The organism is Ralstonia sp. 24A2 (assembly GCF_051783885.1).
Taxonomy (GTDB): domain Bacteria; phylum Pseudomonadota; class Gammaproteobacteria; order Burkholderiales; family Burkholderiaceae; genus Ralstonia.
In genome coordinates, this window is the sequence record NZ_JBPVZD010000001.1 from 20,966 (window position 1) to 38,303 (window position 17,338).

At 61.9% G+C, this 17,338-nt stretch carries 16 protein-coding genes and 1 pseudogene; 11 read left to right on the forward strand and 6 right to left on the reverse strand.

Translation table 11 applies throughout. The features are described 5' to 3' along the window. Positions 1-101 precede the first annotated feature (101 nt). The 4 genes and pseudogenes from ACS13N_RS00085 to ACS13N_RS00100 all read left to right on the forward strand — a co-directional run bounded on the left by ACS13N_RS00085 (position 102) and on the right by ACS13N_RS00100 (position 6,230). Complete coding sequence (locus ACS13N_RS00085) at positions 102-1,091, forward strand: LacI family DNA-binding transcriptional regulator (RefSeq protein WP_438929790.1); 990 nt, start codon at positions 102-104, stop codon at positions 1,089-1,091. Between the two features lie 71 nt (positions 1,092-1,162). Beyond that, positions 1,163-3,259, forward strand: coding sequence for a molybdopterin-containing oxidoreductase family protein (locus tag ACS13N_RS00090; protein WP_438929791.1), 2,097 nt, complete (start codon positions 1,163-1,165; stop codon positions 3,257-3,259). A gap of 10 nt (positions 3,260-3,269) precedes the next feature. After that, positions 3,270-4,444 (forward strand): annotated as a pseudogene (locus tag ACS13N_RS00095) (aminopeptidase). A 76-nt stretch (positions 4,445-4,520) separates the two neighbouring features. Continuing rightward, positions 4,521-6,230 (forward strand): long-chain fatty acid--CoA ligase, encoded by a 1,710-nt coding sequence (locus ACS13N_RS00100; protein ID WP_438929792.1) that lies wholly within the window; start codon positions 4,521-4,523, stop codon positions 6,228-6,230. A gap of 109 nt (positions 6,231-6,339) precedes the next feature. On the opposite strand, the gene ACS13N_RS00105 is transcribed toward ACS13N_RS00100, so the two are convergent. After that, positions 6,340-6,717, reverse strand: a complete 378-nt coding sequence (locus tag ACS13N_RS00105; protein ID WP_438929793.1) for a hypothetical protein — start codon at positions 6,715-6,717, stop codon at positions 6,340-6,342. A gap of 40 nt (positions 6,718-6,757) precedes the next feature. On the opposite strand from ACS13N_RS00105, the gene ACS13N_RS00110 reads away from it, so the two are divergent. From ACS13N_RS00110 to ACS13N_RS00130, 5 genes are all read left to right on the forward strand, one after another. Continuing rightward, on the forward strand, positions 6,758-7,234 hold the full coding sequence (locus ACS13N_RS00110) for an aminotransferase class I/II-fold pyridoxal phosphate-dependent enzyme (protein ID WP_438929794.1): 477 nt from the start codon (positions 6,758-6,760) through the stop codon (positions 7,232-7,234). A 740-nt stretch (positions 7,235-7,974) separates the two neighbouring features. Continuing rightward, entirely contained in the window at positions 7,975-8,574 is a 600-nt protein-coding gene (locus ACS13N_RS00115; RefSeq protein ID WP_438929795.1) for a pyridoxamine 5'-phosphate oxidase family protein, read from the forward strand. A gap of 83 nt (positions 8,575-8,657) precedes the next feature. Next, the gene (locus ACS13N_RS00120; RefSeq protein WP_438929796.1) at positions 8,658-9,671 is read left to right on the forward strand and encodes an SAM-dependent methyltransferase; all 1,014 of its coding nucleotides are present in this window, start codon (positions 8,658-8,660) and stop codon (positions 9,669-9,671) included. Between the two features lie 90 nt (positions 9,672-9,761). Beyond that, positions 9,762-10,382, forward strand: coding sequence for a TetR/AcrR family transcriptional regulator (locus tag ACS13N_RS00125; RefSeq protein WP_438929797.1), 621 nt, complete (start codon positions 9,762-9,764; stop codon positions 10,380-10,382). A gap of 99 nt (positions 10,383-10,481) precedes the next feature. Continuing rightward, positions 10,482-10,904, forward strand: coding sequence for an LIC_13387 family protein (locus tag ACS13N_RS00130; RefSeq protein WP_438929798.1), 423 nt, complete (start codon positions 10,482-10,484; stop codon positions 10,902-10,904). 155 nt (positions 10,905-11,059) lie between these two features. On the opposite strand, the gene ACS13N_RS00135 is transcribed toward ACS13N_RS00130, so the two are convergent. Then, positions 11,060-11,506 (reverse strand): cupin domain-containing protein, encoded by a 447-nt coding sequence (locus tag ACS13N_RS00135; protein WP_438929799.1) that lies wholly within the window; start codon positions 11,504-11,506, stop codon positions 11,060-11,062. A gap of 96 nt (positions 11,507-11,602) precedes the next feature. On the opposite strand from ACS13N_RS00135, the gene ACS13N_RS00140 reads away from it, so the two are divergent. Then, positions 11,603-12,682 carry a LysR family transcriptional regulator gene (locus tag ACS13N_RS00140; protein ID WP_438929800.1) on the forward strand — a complete coding sequence of 360 codons (1,080 nt, stop codon included), beginning with the start codon at positions 11,603-11,605 and terminating at the stop codon, positions 12,680-12,682. Between the two features lie 98 nt (positions 12,683-12,780). On the opposite strand, the gene ACS13N_RS00145 is transcribed toward ACS13N_RS00140, so the two are convergent. Further along, on the reverse strand, positions 12,781-13,002 hold the full coding sequence (locus ACS13N_RS00145) for a hypothetical protein (protein ID WP_438929801.1): 222 nt from the start codon (positions 13,000-13,002) through the stop codon (positions 12,781-12,783). Between the two features lie 75 nt (positions 13,003-13,077). Next, a complete protein-coding gene (gene trhA / locus ACS13N_RS00150; RefSeq protein ID WP_438929802.1) occupies positions 13,078-13,695 on the reverse strand; it encodes a PAQR family membrane homeostasis protein TrhA in 618 nt (205 codons plus the stop codon). A 147-nt stretch (positions 13,696-13,842) separates the two neighbouring features. Between trhA and arfB the strand changes: the two genes are divergently transcribed. After that, entirely contained in the window at positions 13,843-14,277 is a 435-nt protein-coding gene (gene arfB, locus ACS13N_RS00155; protein ID WP_438929803.1) for an alternative ribosome rescue aminoacyl-tRNA hydrolase ArfB, read from the forward strand. Between the two features lie 24 nt (positions 14,278-14,301). Here arfB and ACS13N_RS00160 read toward each other — a convergent pair whose 3' ends face one another. Both ACS13N_RS00160 and ACS13N_RS00165 read right to left on the reverse strand, forming a co-directional pair. Beyond that, positions 14,302-15,618, reverse strand: a complete 1,317-nt coding sequence (locus tag ACS13N_RS00160) for an MFS transporter (protein ID WP_438929804.1) — start codon at positions 15,616-15,618, stop codon at positions 14,302-14,304. Between the two features lie 161 nt (positions 15,619-15,779). Next, a complete protein-coding gene (locus ACS13N_RS00165) occupies positions 15,780-16,952 on the reverse strand; it encodes a porin (RefSeq protein ID WP_438929805.1) in 1,173 nt (390 codons plus the stop codon). Positions 16,953-17,338 lie beyond the last annotated feature (386 nt).

The window sequence follows — 17,338 nt, forward strand, 5'->3', positions numbered from 1 at the left end:
ACGGGTATGGCAATGTTTACGGGGTTTTCCCTGAGCATCGCCGGCATTGGTGGGGTGTCGACTTTCGCTATCATGCAGTTTTCTGTGGAAACGATTTCAGCATGACGGTTCGGATCAAGGATGTCGCAGCGGCGGCGGGGGTGTCGGTGGCGACCGTGTCGCGGGCGCTGGCCGGCGGCCCGGTGAGCGACGCGCTGCGCCGGCGGGTCAATGCGGCGGTGGCGGCGTCCGGCTATCGGCCGAACCTGTCGGCGCGGCGGCTGCGCTCGCAGCAGGCGCAGACCGTTGGACTGATCGTGTCGGACATCCGCAACCCGTTCTTCACCGGCGTCAGCCGCGCGGTGGAGGACGCCGCCTACGCCTCCGGCCTGCGTGTGATCCTGTGCAACACCGACGAAGACCCCGAGAAGGAGGCGATGTACCTGCGCCTGATGGAAGAGGAGCGCGTGACTGGCGTGATCCTGTCGCCCACGCGCGGCATTGCCGAGGCGCCGCAATCGGTGGACCTCGGCTACCCGGTGGTGCTGATCGACCGTGCCGGCCCGGCATGCGGCGTCGACGCCGTCGTGCTCGACAATTGGCAGGCCGCGCAAGGGTTGGCCGAGCACTTGGCCGCGCAGGGCTATCGCCGCATCGGCGGGCTGTTCGGGCGCACCAGTAGTACAGGCGCTGAGCGCCAGGCCGGGTTTGCCTCCGCACTGGCGCGCCATGGTCTGACTGTCGAGTCGCGCCTTATCCTGCCCACCGCCGAAGCGGCCGAAGCCGAGACGCTGGCGTGGCTATCCGCCGGCGAGCACCCCGACGCACTGGTCGCCAGTAACGCGCAATCGCTGCTCGGTGTGCTGCGGGCGCTGCGTCGCCTGTCGCTGGAAGTGCCGCGCGATATTGCCGTGGCGGGGTTCGACAATGAGCCCTGGACGGAACTGGCCGGCCCCGGCATCACCGTGATCGAGCAGCCGGTGTACGACATTGGCCGCATGGCAATGACGATGCTGCAGGAGCGGCTGGCGCAACCTGACTTGCCAACGCGGCGCGTGTTGCTGACGGGCCGGCTGGTCACGCGTGGGTCGACGCCGCTGCGCAAGGTCTAGCGCGATTACAATTTCCGGATTACAGCGGCTGTGTTGACGACCCGGCCGCCACCCCACTCCGGAGTCACCTGATGTCCACCCAAGTCATCCGTGCCGCCTGCCCGCACGATTGCCCCGACACCTGCGCCTTGCTCGTCACCGTGCAAGACGGCCGCGCCACGCGTGTGCAGGGCGACCCGGATCACCCGACCACGCAGGGCGTGCTCTGCACCAAGGTCAACCGCTACGCGGAACGCACCTACCACCCGAACCGCCTGCTCACGCCGATGAAGCGTGTGGGTGCGAAGGGCGAGGGTAAGTTCGCACCGATCTCGTGGGACGAGGCGCTCGACACCATCGCAACGCGCTTGGGCGAGATCGCATCGCGCAACCCGCAGGCCATCCTCCCATACAGCTACGCCGGCACGATGGGTCTGGTGCAGGGCGAGAGCATGGCCGCGCGCTTCTTCCACAAGCTGGGTGCATCACTGCTCGATCGCACGATCTGCGCATCGGCCGGCGCGACGGCACTGCGCTACACGTACGGCGCGAGCCTCGGCATGGACATCGAGCACGTGCAGGACGCCAAGCTGATCCTGATCTGGGGCGCCAACCCCATCGCCTCGAACCTGCATTTCTGGACGCGCGCGCAGGAAGCGAAGCGCAACGGTGCCACGCTGGTCGCCATCGACCCGTATCGTTCGCTGACAGCCGAGAAGTGCCATCGCCACCTGGCCGTGCGCCCGGGCACCGATGCGGCGCTGGCACTGGCGATGATCCATGTGCTGATCCGCGAAGACCTGCTCGATCACGACTACATTGCCAACCACACGCTGGGCTTTGACGCGCTGCGCGAGCGCGCGCAGCAGTACACGCCGGAATACGCGGCCTCGCTGTGCGGCATCGACGCGGCTGACATTGAGTGGCTCGCCAAGCTGTACGGCACGACGGTCGTGCGCGACAAGCAGCCGGCGGCCATCCGCTTGAACTACGGCATGCAGCGCGCCCATGGCGGCGGGCAGGGCGTGCGCGCAGCGGCGTGCCTGCCGTCGCTGGTGGGGGCGTGGCGTAACAAGGCGGGCGGGCTGCAATTGTCGACCTCGGGCTTCTTCCCGGTCGACAACGCCAAGCTGCAGCGGCCCGACCTGCTGCCAAGCTGGCCTGCCGTACCGCGCACCATCAACATGAGCACCATCGGCGATGCGCTGCTTCATGTGGGCGATGCGTCGTTCGGCCCGAAGGTCGAGGCCGTGATCGTCTACAACAGCAACCCCGTCGCCGTGGCGCCGGACTCGCGCAAGGTGGCGGCTGGCTTTGCGCGCGAAGACCTGTTCACCGTGGTGCTGGAACACTTCCAGACCGACACCGCCGACTACGCCGACATCCTGCTGCCCGCCACCACGCAGCTCGAACACGTGGACGTGCACAAGGCCTACGGCCACACCTATGTGCTGGCCAACAACGCCGCCATCGCGCCGATGGGCCAGTCGCTGCCGAACACGGAGATCTTCCGCCGTCTCGCGCAGCGCATGGGCTTTGCTGACGCCTGCTTTGCCGACTCGGACGATGAGATTGCCGCCCAGGCCATCCGTCGTGACGACCCTGTCGCCGCGCACATCGACTGGGCCACGCTCAAGCGCGAGGGGTGGCAGAAGCTCGCGCATCCGGCTGCACCGCTTGCGCACGGCGGCTACCGCACGCCGTCCGGGCGCTGCGAGTTCTATTCCGAGTTGATGGCGAAGGACGGCCTGGACCCGCTACCCGGCTACGTGCCGCCGTACGAATCGGCCATCAGCACGCCGGAGCTGGCCAACCGCTACCCGCTGTCGATGATCTCGCCGCCGGCGCGCAACTTCCTCAACTCGACGTTCGTCAACGTCGACAGCCTGCGCAGCACCGAGGGCGAGCCGCACCTCGATATCCACCCCGACGACGCCCAGGCGCGCGGCGTGGCTGATGGCGAACTGGTCCGTATCTTCAACGATCGCGGCACCATGCAGGCCCGCGCCCGCGTGACGGATCGCGCCCGGCGCGGCGTGGTGGTCGGCTTGTCGATCTGGTGGAAGAAGCTGGCGCCCGACGGCACCAACGCCAACGAGCTGACCAGCCAGCGCCTGACCGACATGGGTCGCGCGCCGACGTTCTACGACTGCCTGGTGGAGGTTGCGCCGGCAGCGAAAGCGGCCTGACGGGGTATTGATGCGGGCCATGCGCGCGCTATGCCTCGTGGTGTTGCTGGCTGCGTCGGCGTTGCTGGCCGGCTGCGAAACCGTCGGCTATTACTACCAGTCGGTCACCGGGCACCTGTCGTTGATGGCGCAGCGGCAGTCGCTTGACGACGCCATCGCCGGCGCACGCGAAGCGCACAACGACAAGCTCGCCTCACGCCTGGAGGATGCCCGCAGCATCCGCATCTACGCCTCGCGCGAGCTGGGGCTGCCCGACAACGGCAGCTACCGCGTCTACGCCAACCTCAAGCGCCCCTTCGCGGTGTGGAACGTGTTTGCCGCGCCGGAGCTGTCGGTCAAGCTCAAGGAGTGGTGCTTCCTGGTGGTCGGCTGCGTCACGTATCGCGGCTACTACGACCGCAATGCCGCCACAGCCTACGCCGACACGCTGCGCGCGCAGGGCCTGGACGTGGATGTGGCCGGGATTCCTGCGTATTCCACACTGGGTTATTTCGATGACCCGCTGCTCAACACCTTCGTCGGCCTGCCCGAGGGCGAGCTGGCGCGGCTGATTTTTCATGAGCTGGCGCACCAGGTGGTCTACGCCAAGGGCGATACGGCCTTCAACGAATCCTTCGCTACCACGGTCGAGACGATTGGCGTTGAACGCTGGTTGGCTGATGCTGCAACGCCCGAAATCCGTGCGGAATACGCCACGTATGACGCCCGCCGCGTACAATTCCGCGCCCTGTTGCTGGACTATCGCAACCGGCTCGAAACGCTGTACGCCAGCCCCGTATCAGACGATGAAAAGCGCGCCGGCAAACGTGCCATCTTCGCGAGCCTGCAGGCGGACTACGCCAAGCTCAAAGCAAGCTGGGGCGGTTATACCGGCTACGACCGCTGGTTTGCGCAGCCGCTGTCGAATGCGCATCTGGGCGCAGTGGCGAGTTATCTGGAGTGGGTGCCGGCGTTCACGGCGCTGTATCACCGTGACGGCGGGGATTGGGCGCGCTTCTACGCCGACGTCAAAACCATGGCGCGTGAGCCCAAGCCCAAGCGTGAAGCTGCGCTGCGGGCATTGGCGCCGCCGACGCTGATCGGCGCGGATGGTGCGGCTACGCAAAAGTGATGCCAGCGGCGGTTTCTGCACCCCTTTCAAGCGTGTCTGATGGGCTGAGGGAACCGTCTAAGTTATTGTTTTGACACAAACATCCGCGTACGATGCGGAAAAAATCGAACGACCATTCGAAAAAATCGACAATCGCCAGGAGACACGCCCATGGATAAACCGTGGCTGAAGCAGTACCCCGCTGGGGTGCCCGCCGAGATCGACGCGTCGCAGTATCGATCGCTGGCCCATCTGCTTGAAGATTCCTTTCAGAAGAACCGCAATCGCCGCGCTTTCGAGTGCATGGGCAAGGTCCTGACCTACGGCGAGATCGATACGCTGTCGCGTCAACTGGCGGCCTGGCTGCAGTCGCGTGGCCTGGCACCCGGCGCCCGCGTCGCGTTGATGATGCCCAACGTGCTGCAGTACCCGGTGGCGCTGGCTGCCGTGCTGCGCGCCGGCTACGTGGTCGTCAACGTTAACCCGCTCTACACCCCGCGCGAACTGGAACACCAGCTCAAGGACAGCGGCGCTGAAGCCATCGTCATCCTGGAGAACTTTGCGACGACGCTGCAGCAGGTGCTACCCAACACACCGGTCAAGCACGTTGTGGTGGCCAGCATGGGCGATCTGCTCGGCGGTCTCAAGGGCATGCTGGTCAACTTCGTCGTCCGCAGCGTCAAGAAGATGGTGCCGGCGTGGGAGTTGCCCAACTGCATCCGCTTCAACACCGCCATGGAAGAGGGCGCCAAGCTGACGCTCAAGCCGACCTCCGTCGGCCCCGACGATGTGGCCTTCCTGCAATACACGGGCGGTACCACTGGCGTGTCGAAGGGCGCGACACTGCTGCACCGGAACATCGTTGCCAACGTGCTGCAGTCCGAAGCGTGGATGAACCCGGCGCTCACCAAGCCGGGCCGTGATGGCCGCATGCTGGCCGCCGACGAAGAGATCGTCACCATTACCGCGCTGCCGCTGTATCACATCTTCGCGCTGACGGTGTGCTGCCTGCTGTCGATGCGCAAGGGCGGGCTGGCGGTGCTGATCCCGAACCCGCGCGACATCCCGGGTTTCATCAAGGTGCTCAAGCAGTACCGCTTCCACATGTTCCCGGCCGTGAACACGCTGTACAACGCGCTGCTGAACAACCCGGAATTCAAGAGCGTCGACTGCTCCAACCTGCGCGTGGCCAACGGCGGCGGCATGGCGGTGCAGGAAGCCGTGGCCAAGAAGTGGCTGGAAGTGACGGGCTGCCCGATCATCGAAGGCTATGGCCTGTCGGAAACCTCGCCGTCAGCCATCTGCAACCCGACCAATACCGACAAATTTTCGGGCACGGTCGGCCTGCCGATTCCGGGCACCGAAATCGCCATCCGTGACGACGAAGGCCGCGATCTACCAATCGGCCAGGCGGGCGAAATCTGCATCCGCGGTCCGCAGGTCATGGCCGGCTACTGGAAGCGTCCGGACGAAACCGCCAAGGTCATGTACGCCGACGGCTTCTTCAAGACCGGTGACGTGGGCGTGATGGACGAGCGCGGCTACACCAAGATCGTCGATCGCAAGAAGGACATGATCCTGGTGTCGGGTTTCAACGTGTACCCGAACGAAGTCGAGGGTGTGGTGGCAATGTGCCCGGGCGTGCTGGAAGTGGCCGCCGTGGGCGTGCCCGACGTGCACTCGGGCGAGGTGGTCAAGCTGTTCGTGGTGCGCCGTGATCCGACGCTCACCGAGGAGAAGCTGCAGGAGTTCTGCAAGGAACAGCTCACCGGCTACAAGCGCCCGAAGTTCATCGAGTTCCGCAACGAGCTGCCGAAGACCAACGTCGGCAAGATCCTGCGCCGTGAACTGCGCGACGAGGCGATGAAGAAGCGTGCCTGAGTCTGCGTAGTTGCAAAGAAAAAGCCGCGACTCGTCGCGGTTTTTTTTTTCGATTGTTTGCTGTCGTGCAGGGTCAACAAATGGCTCTTACCTACCCCGTATGCCAGGATCACTTCTCAGGTCGCGCCGCATAGATGTTGCCAAACAGGTTGAAGCAAATGACGTTGCTCATCGGGCAGAAGAGAAAACCATCTGCCCAGTCCGAAGTCGTTCGGCGCTCCTTCTCTGGAACGTTGAGCCATAGGGGAATGTCGGTCAGGTAGAACGCTAGTCCCTGAGGTGTGATACGGGAGATGGATAGAAGATCACCCAGTTGGGACAGGTATGAGAGAACTGGTGGTGTGTCTCGAAGCTGGAGTTCGAAGTCACCGAGTTCGTGTAGCTCATCCAAAGTGGTGACAGCTGCAAGACCAGACGCATTCAGCCACGTGATGGTGTGTTCCGTATCTGCCTCGGTATTCGGGCGGAATTTCGCCTGTAGCGACATAACGTTTTAAACGTTGTGGGTGATATTCCCCGGTCTTCAGTTGGGTTATATCGTCGTGCCGCCCGCACTCGTGGATGTGGTCAAGCCAGGCAAGGCGCTGATCGACCGCCGAACGGCGTCAATGCCACAACGGGTGCTCGCCGATTTCATCTCCGAAGGGCATTTTCACCGTCACGTCAAGCGAACGCGGGAGCTCTACAACGAGAGGCGGCAGGTTCTGCTGGACGCGGTGCGAAGCCGCCTGAGTGGAGGTCTGGAGCCCGGCCCGTTCAACGCCGGAATGCAGATCGCCCTCGCCTTCCAGAGCAAGGTAGACGACGTCGAATTCTCGAAGCTGGCCGCCGAAAGAAACTTGTCTGTGCTCCCGCTTTCGATTTGCTATGCATCAAGTGCCGCGCGCTGGTCCCCTCCCGCGTCCGGACTTCTGCTTGGTTTCGCCTGTGTTCCACCGTCGGAGATACGCGAAGGGGCAACGGTCTTGCAACAGATGTTGGAAGCCAATTCCGCAAGAGCCTGAAATCTCGCCCGGCGATTGCGCCGAGTTCGTAGTTGGTGCGAGGTGGTGGGGAGGGATACGACGCGATTTTCGCGTCGTCTGCTCACTACTAGACATAGGGACCTCTCGGGGATGGATGAAAGGCCCGTCTTTCGTCGCTAGTCGGATACAACGACCCCGCTTGATGCAAGTTGCCATAAATGTGCACGACGTATACTATTGAACGAAGTGCATTTCATGTTGTTGCCGGCTGAGCCGATTGACACCTGTGGCAGGACCTGACGCTACGCGAGACCTCTGATACCCCTTGGAGCCACATCAGTGCATCAAACGCTATCGACCTCACTCAGTGTCATTTACGACCTTGGCTTCGCCTTGTTCCATTTGACCTTCTGGTCTTGGCTCAAGTGGCCGCAGTCACTCAGGAACAGCGGGAGGCTCAATCAGAGCATTACCCAGACACTTAACGTGATGCTGAGTTACGTGCTCGCCGTTTATGGGGTGTCGCTCGGCTTGGCCACTGCACCAATCCAGGGGTCGCTTGCGCTGTCAGGAGGCGGATTTTGGCTGCTGAGGACGATTGCACAACCCACTCTGTTTGCCAGAACACGTTTGAGTTGGATCATGGTTGCAGTGTTCGCTCTTGGAGCAGGCCTGCACGTCGCCACGTATCTCACCTCCGTAGAGATGGACACCACGATGATGTCGTCCGGGAACCCACATCCATGACGCTCGATTTCAAGAGGTGACGACCTATCCCAATGCAGGAGCAAGAACACTCGCCACCTCACTTCTGGCTGCTGAGCTTGCTTGGCTTGTGGAGTCTTCCTGAAACGCTGCCGTACATCATCATGAATGCAAGCCAACTCCTTCAACACGCGCACGAAATCGTCAGCAATTGCACGCTCTGTTTTGTGTCTTCCAACGATGCTTCCGGTCAGATCAACTCCAGAGTCGTTGAAATTCTGGAGATCGGGAACGACCTCACGATTCGTTTCATGACTGACTCGAGAACTCGCAAGGCGTTGGAGATTCACGCAGGGAAGATGGTCAGCCTGTCCTTCCTCAGCATGACTGACCGAGGGTACGTAACGATTGGGACCCTCCCCACAGTCTCCGCCGAGACCGCACTGAAACAACGCATCTGGAAGGAATCGCTGCGCACCTGGTTCCCCAACGGGCCGGACGACCCCCATGTGATCACTGTGACCTGCGAGCCCACTTGGGTTGAACTGTGGTCACGCATGCGGGGGATTGCGCCCGCTCCACTGGGCCTCAATTCGGTGCGACTGACGCGGAGCGATAACGACTGGAAAGCACATCAAACGTTTCCCACCGATGGCGAACCATTGCGGCTCTGACAACCCGCGAGGCTAACTATTCGCTGCAGGCCGACAGCCCTGACAGGCCACGACCAACATTCAAACGGTAGGCAAGGAGCCACATGCTTTCGATCACACCATTCCTGACTCTTCTCAAAGAGGGAAAGCTACGAACGGCAATACGGGCAAATGCGCTGTATCGACCGTTCTACACGCTCACTTACTTAGCCGCCCTGAAGCATTGTGGAGCGATGGATCAGCTATCGTCTGGCCCAGCGCCTTTCAAGAAACTTGCATTGGTTTATGCGGGTAATGCAAAGACGGCGGAAGCGTTGGAAAGTTGGTTACAGATGGGCTGCAGGCTGAAGGTACTCGCCTTGACTGACGAAGGTTATGTGCTTACCGGATTGGCTAGAAAGCTGTCACTGCCAGAGAACGACGCGACTCTGGCACTGCTGCAAGAGGTTGGAAGCCTGCACTATCGCCTCATCACAGAAACACCGGAGAAGCTCCGCAAAGGTGAGTTGTGGCCGCTCGACAACCAGAATGGTTCACTGACTGCACGATCTTCTCGCGCACTGGAGCCGTTTGTTTTAGAGGCCATCAAACGATACCTGCCCAGTTCACGGCCCTGCAAGTTGCTTGAAATTGGTTGTGGCTCTGGGGTCTACATCCGACATGCTGCGGCGCGCAACCCACTCTTGACCGCGGTCGGTCTGGAATTGCAAGAAGGCGTAGCCCAGGTCGCAAGAGAGAACCTGAAAGACTGGGGAATCCACAACCATGTCGACATTGATGTCGGGGATATACGAACGACACCTGTCACGCCCGATTTTGATGTAGCTACGCTCCATAACAACATCTACTACTTCGCCGTCGATGAAAGAATTCGAGTCCTTGAAAGGATTAGAAATTTCCTAAAACCAGACGGTTCTCTACTACTCACCACATGCTGCCAAGGCGGCAATCTTGGTATCGATGCGCTGAACCTTTGGGGGGCCTCCAATTTGCACGGCGGGAGACTGCCTGAAAAGGCGGAGATGATTGATCAGTTAAAACAGGCCGGGTACAAAGAAATCGATTCTATACGGCTGATTCCCGGCGATAGTTTCTACGCTTTCAGCGCTCGCAAATGAACGCGCCTCGCCACGGGGAGGACACTGGACGGGAGACTGTATGCAGAGCATACAATTTCGCGTCGTATATCAGATAGAGGGACTTGCGCCATGAAATCCACACCCGACGAGTTGGGGCGTCGCGAACGCAAGCGCAAGCAGATGCTGGAGCATCTAGCCAACACAGCAGCGAACCTGTTTGAATCTCTAAGCTACGAGTCCGTGACGATGGAGCGGATTGCTGAGGAGGCAGACGTCGCAAAACGGACGCTATACAACCACTTCCCGACCAAAGAGGCCCTTCTTGCATACTGGATCGACGCTGAATTGGAACGAGACTTGGCCAGCCTACAGAGCAGCATTGCCAGATGCAAAACGTTCCGTTCGCGCATCACGTGTGTATTGCGCGCGTCGGCAGAATGGTGCGAGAAGCACCCTGACCACCTGATGGCCTATCTTCGGCATCGGCTCCTCAGCGTCGGTGCGCCAGACACCCAGAATGTCCACTCAGACAGCAGTGACATCGCTCTCGCATGGCAGCATCTCATTGCTGCCGGTCAGCAAAGCGGCGAACTCAGTAAAGAGTCTCCCGCTGATCAGCTCGCCACTTGGTTTCACCACCTATACCTAGGGGCATTGCTACGCTGGCTGAACGTACCGGGCCTGTCTCTTGAGAACGAATTTCGCTCCATCACCACACTCTTCATCGAGGGGGCTGGCGCAAGAAGGTAATGCAGTGCGAATCGCGCCATCCAAGCACGTCGCTACGCCCGCGACTCCATCGGGAGCCACTACCAGTGTGCCAATGTCGGAACCTCTAGGAGCGCCCCCATGACAGCCAATACGCTCATGCTCATCAGCGCCGGATACCTGCTTTGTGTCGGCATGCTGCATCTCGTCCTGACCTTGACCGGCAAGCTGAACCCTCAAGATCCGGATCTTCGCGTGCGTATGAAGCAAACCCCACTCGCCCTGCTAAAGCGCACCGACATGTGGAGCTGCTGGACTGGGTTCAATGCGAGCCACAGTATTGCGCTGATGCTCTTCGGGTTGTTCTATGGTTTTCTTGCTGCGAAACACAGCCAACTGCTTTTCGGTTCGTCGTTCCTACTCGCTGTCGGCCTGACCACGATCGTCAGCTTTGTTGTGCTTGGCACGGTGTACTGGTTTCGCCGGCCTCCATACATTGTTCTTGGCGTCCCATTGGCAAGCTATGTTGCTAGCCTATTCCTGGCAGGAAACTCACTAACGTGAGCCTCTCTGACCGAGGTTGTCGATATAGTCCCGTTTGCGCTCTCGCGACACATCCACGTCAATGGAAGGCGATGGAAAACCCTCGACAGACCGGCTCAGGCCATCCGAAGCTGAACCGGTAGCACAACACAGTTCGTGCGTGATCTCATCCGTGCTCATATGCCCACGATCACCTGCCGATTTTGTTCGCAGACGCGCCGCACTGCCTCGATATCGTGGGGCGTCGGCAGCGCAGCCATCGCGCGAAAGAATGCGTCATGACCTGCCGGCGCGGATATCAGCAGCAAGCGTGCATCCCCGTCTGCCTGATTGTTGAAGCCGTGCACGTCGCCGCGCGCGACCGTAACCACTGCTCCCGGGGATACGTTCTGAACGGTCTCGCCGATCTGGAATTCGAGCAAGCCCTCCAGCACGACAAAGGTCTTGTCCTCGTCCAGTGAGCGATGCGCGGGTGCACCTCCGCGTGTTCCGATTCGCATTTCCATCACTGTGTATGGAGCGTCGATACCGCCCGTGTCTGCGTCGGCCGTTCCGGCGATCACGCGGGTCTGCATGTTGGCGAAGGATAGTACGCCCGAGGGCGTGAAGATGGCGGTTTTCATGGGAGTGGTCACGCGTGGTTGGAAGCGCCAGTCTGCACCCTCGCGACAACTTCGATAAGACCGCTAGAATGGCGGCTTCCGTCAACGGAATGGACAATGGATATCAATGGCTCGCTGGCGTTCGTAGCTGTCGTAGATTGCGGCTCGTTCGCCGCCGCCGCGCGCGAGCTAGGTGTACCGCGCTCGACCGTCAGTGCACGCGTTGCAGCACTGGAGGCGCGACTCGGCGTGCGTTTGCTGCGGCGCTCGACCCGCCGGATTGCACTGACAGACGAAGGCGAGGCATGGCACGCCAGCGTTGCGAGTGCCATTGCGACATTGCGCGACGCCGAGCAACGCGGCCTCAGCCGAGGCGAGACGCTGTCTGGCACGATCCGCCTGAGTGTGCCGCTCGACTTCCCGGACGCCGTGCTAGCCGATGCCATTGCCGCCTTTCTCGACAGCCACCCGCGAGTGCGCGTCGAGGTACACGCCAGCAACGACGTGGTGGATTTCGTCGGTGACAAGTTTGATCTCGCGATACGCGGAGGCAAGCCGGGGAGCAACGACGCAGTCGCCCGGCGCATCGCCAGTTTCCGCATGGGCGCATTCGCCAGCCCGGCATGGCTCGCAAGACGCGGCGATGGTGATCGCGCTGACCGCACGGCGACAGTGTCCGACTCATTCGCCCAGCTCGGCTCGCTCGCTTTTTCCCCTCGCGCCGATCGCGCCGCGGGCGCGCAGGCGAGGGTCGTGGCGAACAGCCTTGGTTTGCTAAAACAGATGGCGATACGTGGCAAGGGCGCGGCGACGTTGCCCGTGCATCTGTGTGCGGACGCGCTTGCAGCCGGCACGCTGGTGGAGATTCCCCCACCACTGCAGGACGCCACTCTGCAGGGTCTCTACATCGTTTACCCATCGCGGGGCGACATGAGCCCCCGAGCGCGTGCTTTCGCGCAACACCTTGGCGATACGCTGGAACGAATCGCGGTCGCAGTGCAAAGCCTGCTGAGGACGGGGTGGGGCGACAACCCGGAACTTGCAGCCCTAATCAATAAGGCACAGCGCGCCTTGAGTGAGTTGAATGACTGCTTTCGGCGAGCTCGAAGGTCAGCTTCGGGTCGAACTGGGACGCACGCCTCTCCTTTGAAATCATGTTTCCGATTTCCTCAACTCTTGCATTGCAGCATGCAATGAGGGCATCAACCAGCAAATGCGGATACCCGATCTTTTTTTGGTGATGGCCGATAGCTTCCCCGCCCGTCCTCGGGGAAAGCGCCAAGATGTTCTTATCGTTATTGTTGCTTCACCGCTGCCAGGACATCCCAGTCTCGTGGATCGAGTTGGCACCCCTCGAGGGTGAGCTGCACATACACGCCCAGCGCGTCGATGAACCCCGCGCGATAGTCCAACGGCAGCAGGCCGACGTTGTAGTCGATCTGCTTACGCAGCAAGGTCGGCTGGAACTCGCGGTTCCGGTAGACCGTTTTCTGCGTCTGTTGGAGAAATCGCCGCAAGGCCAGAGCGCCGGCTTCATACTTTCTCGTTGCGTATCGGGGCTGAAATATCGCGGTGCCTGCAGATGCGGCAGATCAGCCGACGTACAGCAGGATGCTGATGAACTGGCACACACTGCCCGCGAGCACGAACAGATGCCAGATGCCGTGGAAGTGCCGCACGCGCTCGTCGAAGAGAAAGAACCCGACGCCCGCGGTATAGAGCGCACCGCCCGCCACCAGCCACCACAGGCCCGGCGCGGGCAGTGCGGCCGCCAGCGGCCCCATGGCAATCAGCACCAGCCAACCCATCACCACATAGATCAGCAGCGAGAACAGGCGCGTGCGGCGGCCGATCCAGAGTTCCTGCGCGATGCCGATGGCCGCCAGCGCCCAGTTAACCCCGAACAGTGTCCAGCCCCAGGGGCCACGCAGCGTGACCAGTGCGAACGGCGTGTAGCTGCCGGCAATCAGCAGGTAGATGGCGCAATAGTCCAGGCGCTGGAAGACGCCCTTGGCCGGGCCGCGCAGGCTGTGATACAGCGTCGAGATGGTGTAGAGCAGGACCAGCGTGGTGCCGTAGACCACGGAGCTGACCACCTTCCAGGCATCGTGGTGCAGCGCCGACGATGTCACCAGCACTGCCATGCCGGCAGCGGCAAGGATGGCCCCGGCCAAGTGGCTGAAGCCATTGAAACGTTCTCCGTGATACATGCGTGGATCTCCGGGAAGGCTCGGTTGGCGCGCATTCGAGCGAATGCAAAGGCGTTATTTTGCACGCGCTCGAACAGCTTTGTCGTGGTGCGCCATGATGTCACGGCCAACCAGGCCTAGAACGGCTCGCTCCCCTACAATCCCTCAATGCCCGGCTCAGCCCTCAAGATCACACCCCATTTGTCCATTCCGGAGTCGGAACTGGTCGAGCGGTTTGTGCGCGCGAGCGGAGCGGGTGGGCAGAACATCAACAAGGTCTCGACGGCGGTGGAACTGCGTTTTGACATCGCCCGGTCGCCTTCTTTGCCGGATGTTGTGCGCGCTCGCCTGTTGGCAAAGCGCGACCGGCGGTTGACCGACGAGGGTGTGTTCGTGATTGATGCGCAACGGTTTCGCACCCAAGACCGCAACCGCCAGGACGCCCGTGAACGTCTGGCCGCGTTCATCGCGACCGGGCTGTCTAGCCCCAAGTCGCGTATTGCCACCAAGCCCACGCGCGCTTCCAAGATCCGCCGTCTGGATGGCAAACGCGCCCGTAGCGACATCAAACGTGGGCGCGCTGGCTCGCACTCTTGGGATTAAGCACGCTGGCTGATAGGTGCGGACTTACATCAAGCTCGCATCCCGCGTCTCGCGCATGCACAGCACACCGATCAGGCTGACGGCCGCGGCCACGGATACATACATGCCCACCCAGCTCAGGCCACCTTGTGAGGCCAGCACCTGCGCGATGTACGGTGCAATCGATGCACCGAGAATGCCGCCCAGGTTGTACGACACGCCCGCGCCCGTGTAGCGCACGTGGGTCGGGAACAGCTCCGGCAGCAGCGCACCCATCGGTGCGAAGGTCACACCCATCAGGAACAGTTCGATGATGAGGAACAGCGCCACCAGCGGCGTCGACCCACTGCCCAGCAGCGGTGCCATCGTGAAGCCCGACAAGATGGCCGCGATGATGCCGACGATCAGCACCGGCTTGCGCCCGAAACGATCCGACGCCAGGGCCGAGATTGGCGTTGCCAGCCCCATGAACACCACCGCCAGGCACAGCAGCCCCAGAAACTCCGGGCGCGAGAAGTGCAGCGTGCTCACGCCATACGACAGCGAGAACACCGTCGAGATGTAGAACAGGGTGTAGCAGACCACCATGGCCAGCGCGCCCAGCAGTGTCGGCCACCAGTGGCGCGACAGCAGTTCGGCAACCGGCACCTTCACGCGTTCCTGCCGATCGATGGCGGCCTGGAAGGCCGGCGTCTCGGCGATCTTCAAGCGCACATACAGGCCCAGTGCCACCAGCACCGCGCTCACCAGGAACGGTACGCGCCAGCCCCAGCTACGGAACTGTTCGTCCGACAGGGCGACCGCCAATCCGAAGAACAGCCCGTTCGAGGCCAGGAAGCCCACCGACGGCCCCAACTGCGGAAACATGCCGAACCATGCGCGCTTGCCTGCGGGCGCGTTCTCAGTGGCCAGCAGCGCCGCGCCGCCCCACTCACCGCCCAGGCCAATACCCTGGCCAAAGCGCAGTACGCACAGCAGAACCGGCGCGAGGGTGCCGATGCTGTCATACCCCGGCACCAGCCCGATCAGCGTGGTCGAGATGCCCATCACGAGTAACGATGCGACCAGCGTCGACTTGCGCCCGATCCGGTCGCCAAAGTGGCCGAATAGGAACGAGCCGATCGGGCGCGCAATGAAGGCGATGCCGAACGTGACGAAGGCTGACAGCGCCTGCGCCGTGGCCGAGCCATGCGGGAAGAACACCGGCCCGATTACCAGCGCCGCGGCGGTGGCATAGACGTAGAAATCGTAAAACTCGATGGCCGTGCCGATGAAGCTCGCAAAGACGATGCGCGAGCGACTCGTCTGGGTGGCGGCGTCGGCGGCGGGTGCCGCCAAGGTCGAGGGCGTCGAAGAGGACATGCAGGTCTCCCGTGGAGTTCGCGTTGTTGTCGTTATAGGGGCCGCCCGCCATGCGCCGGCGGCTCGCCAGAGCATAGCGCGCGGCCATGCAAAAAGGCACCCGAAGGTGCCTTCCTGCGCCCGCCAAGGAGAGGGGCGGCGGGCAAAAACAACCGTGCGCGTCAGAACTTGTGGCGCACACCAATCGCCACGCCCAGCTGGCTGTTCGAGTCAGGCGTGATGAAGTACGTCTGCGATGCGGCCGGCAGGTAGCCCACCGACATCTGGCCACCCGGCGTGCTCACGTAGCCGATCGAATCCCAGTTCAGTGACGCGTTACGCGAATAGGCTGCCGTCAGGTACACGTCGGTGCGCTTGGAGAAGTTGTAGTCGGCGATGAAGTTCCACTGTTGCGGGTTGCGCGGATTGACCGTCACGCCGCCGATGGTCGCGTCCTTGATCCTGTCGTAGTAGTACGACAGCGTGAAGCCCAGGGCCGTGGTGGCCTGGTAGTTCACGCCCAGCCAGTAGAGGTCGTCGCGGTGCGGCGTCAGCGCCGGAGTGCCAGACGGCGGCGCCTCGGTGTTGCCGTAGCGGTAGCCGCCCATCACCTTGACCGGGCCCACCGTGTAGCTGGCGGCAACGGCAGCGCGCTTGTCGCGACCGTAGGCGTTGCCCGGTGCTGCGCCGGTGAGTTCCTGCACCGACAGCACCTTCACTTCGTCATATGCCACGCCCAAACCGAACGGGCCGGCAAAGTAGTTGGCGCCGACACCGTAGCCCGAGTTGCCCGTGGTGCTGCCGGCACGCTCGCCGAACGCCCAGTGGCCTTCCACCGTCAGCGGACCAAACGCGCCGGTGTACTTGATCACGTTGTCTTCACGGAAGTTCGGGCCCAGCAGACCGACCACCGGTTCCCACTGCGTGGCGTAACCACTCGGCGAGAAGTTGGCCATCATGTCGAAGATCGTGGTGTAGTGGCGGCCCAGCGTGACCTTGCCCCAGTCACCTTGGAGACCCACGAAGGCTTGGCGCCCGAACAGGCGACCACCTTGTTGCAGCGTGCCGGTGTCCATGCCGAAACCCGATTCCAGCACGAACAGCGCCTTCAATCCACCGCCGATGTCTTCCACGCCGCGCAAGCCCCAACGGTTGGAAGACAGACCGCCTGCCTGCATTGCGAGGCGCGAACCGGTGCTGCCCGGAATGGCGATCCCTGCCGCCGTTACGTTCTGCTCGTGGTTGACGTATTCGACGTTCGCGTCGACCACGCCGTACAGCGTCACACTCGACTGAGCCTGCGCAACACCCGCAAACGTGCCCAGCACTGCCAATGCCAGCAGCGATTTCTTCATCGGTCGGTCTCCAGATCTTTATTTATTGAACTTGGTGGCAGGCAGACCCTCCGTTCCCGTCCCCCGCCCCACGACTTTCAAGTGAAGTCGCTGATTAATGTAGCAATGCGTTTCAAAGCGCGGTCGAAATTTGCGAACGAATGTTCGCAAACGCGCGTTTGCTGTCTGATCTGGGCAACAGGCTGTTTCGGATTCGGAAATAGAAATGCGATGTGCGCTTGCGATTCCTCGCAGTTTTAGATGCGATCACGGTGCCAACAGGGTTATCCCGTACAGTTGTGTTTGGTGATCCCGATTCTGATCGGGCGCAAGGTCGTGCCGGGCTGGGGTCGTACAATGGCGCATGCGCCGCACGCGATTGGCGGCGTGCCTGATCTCAGGATCGA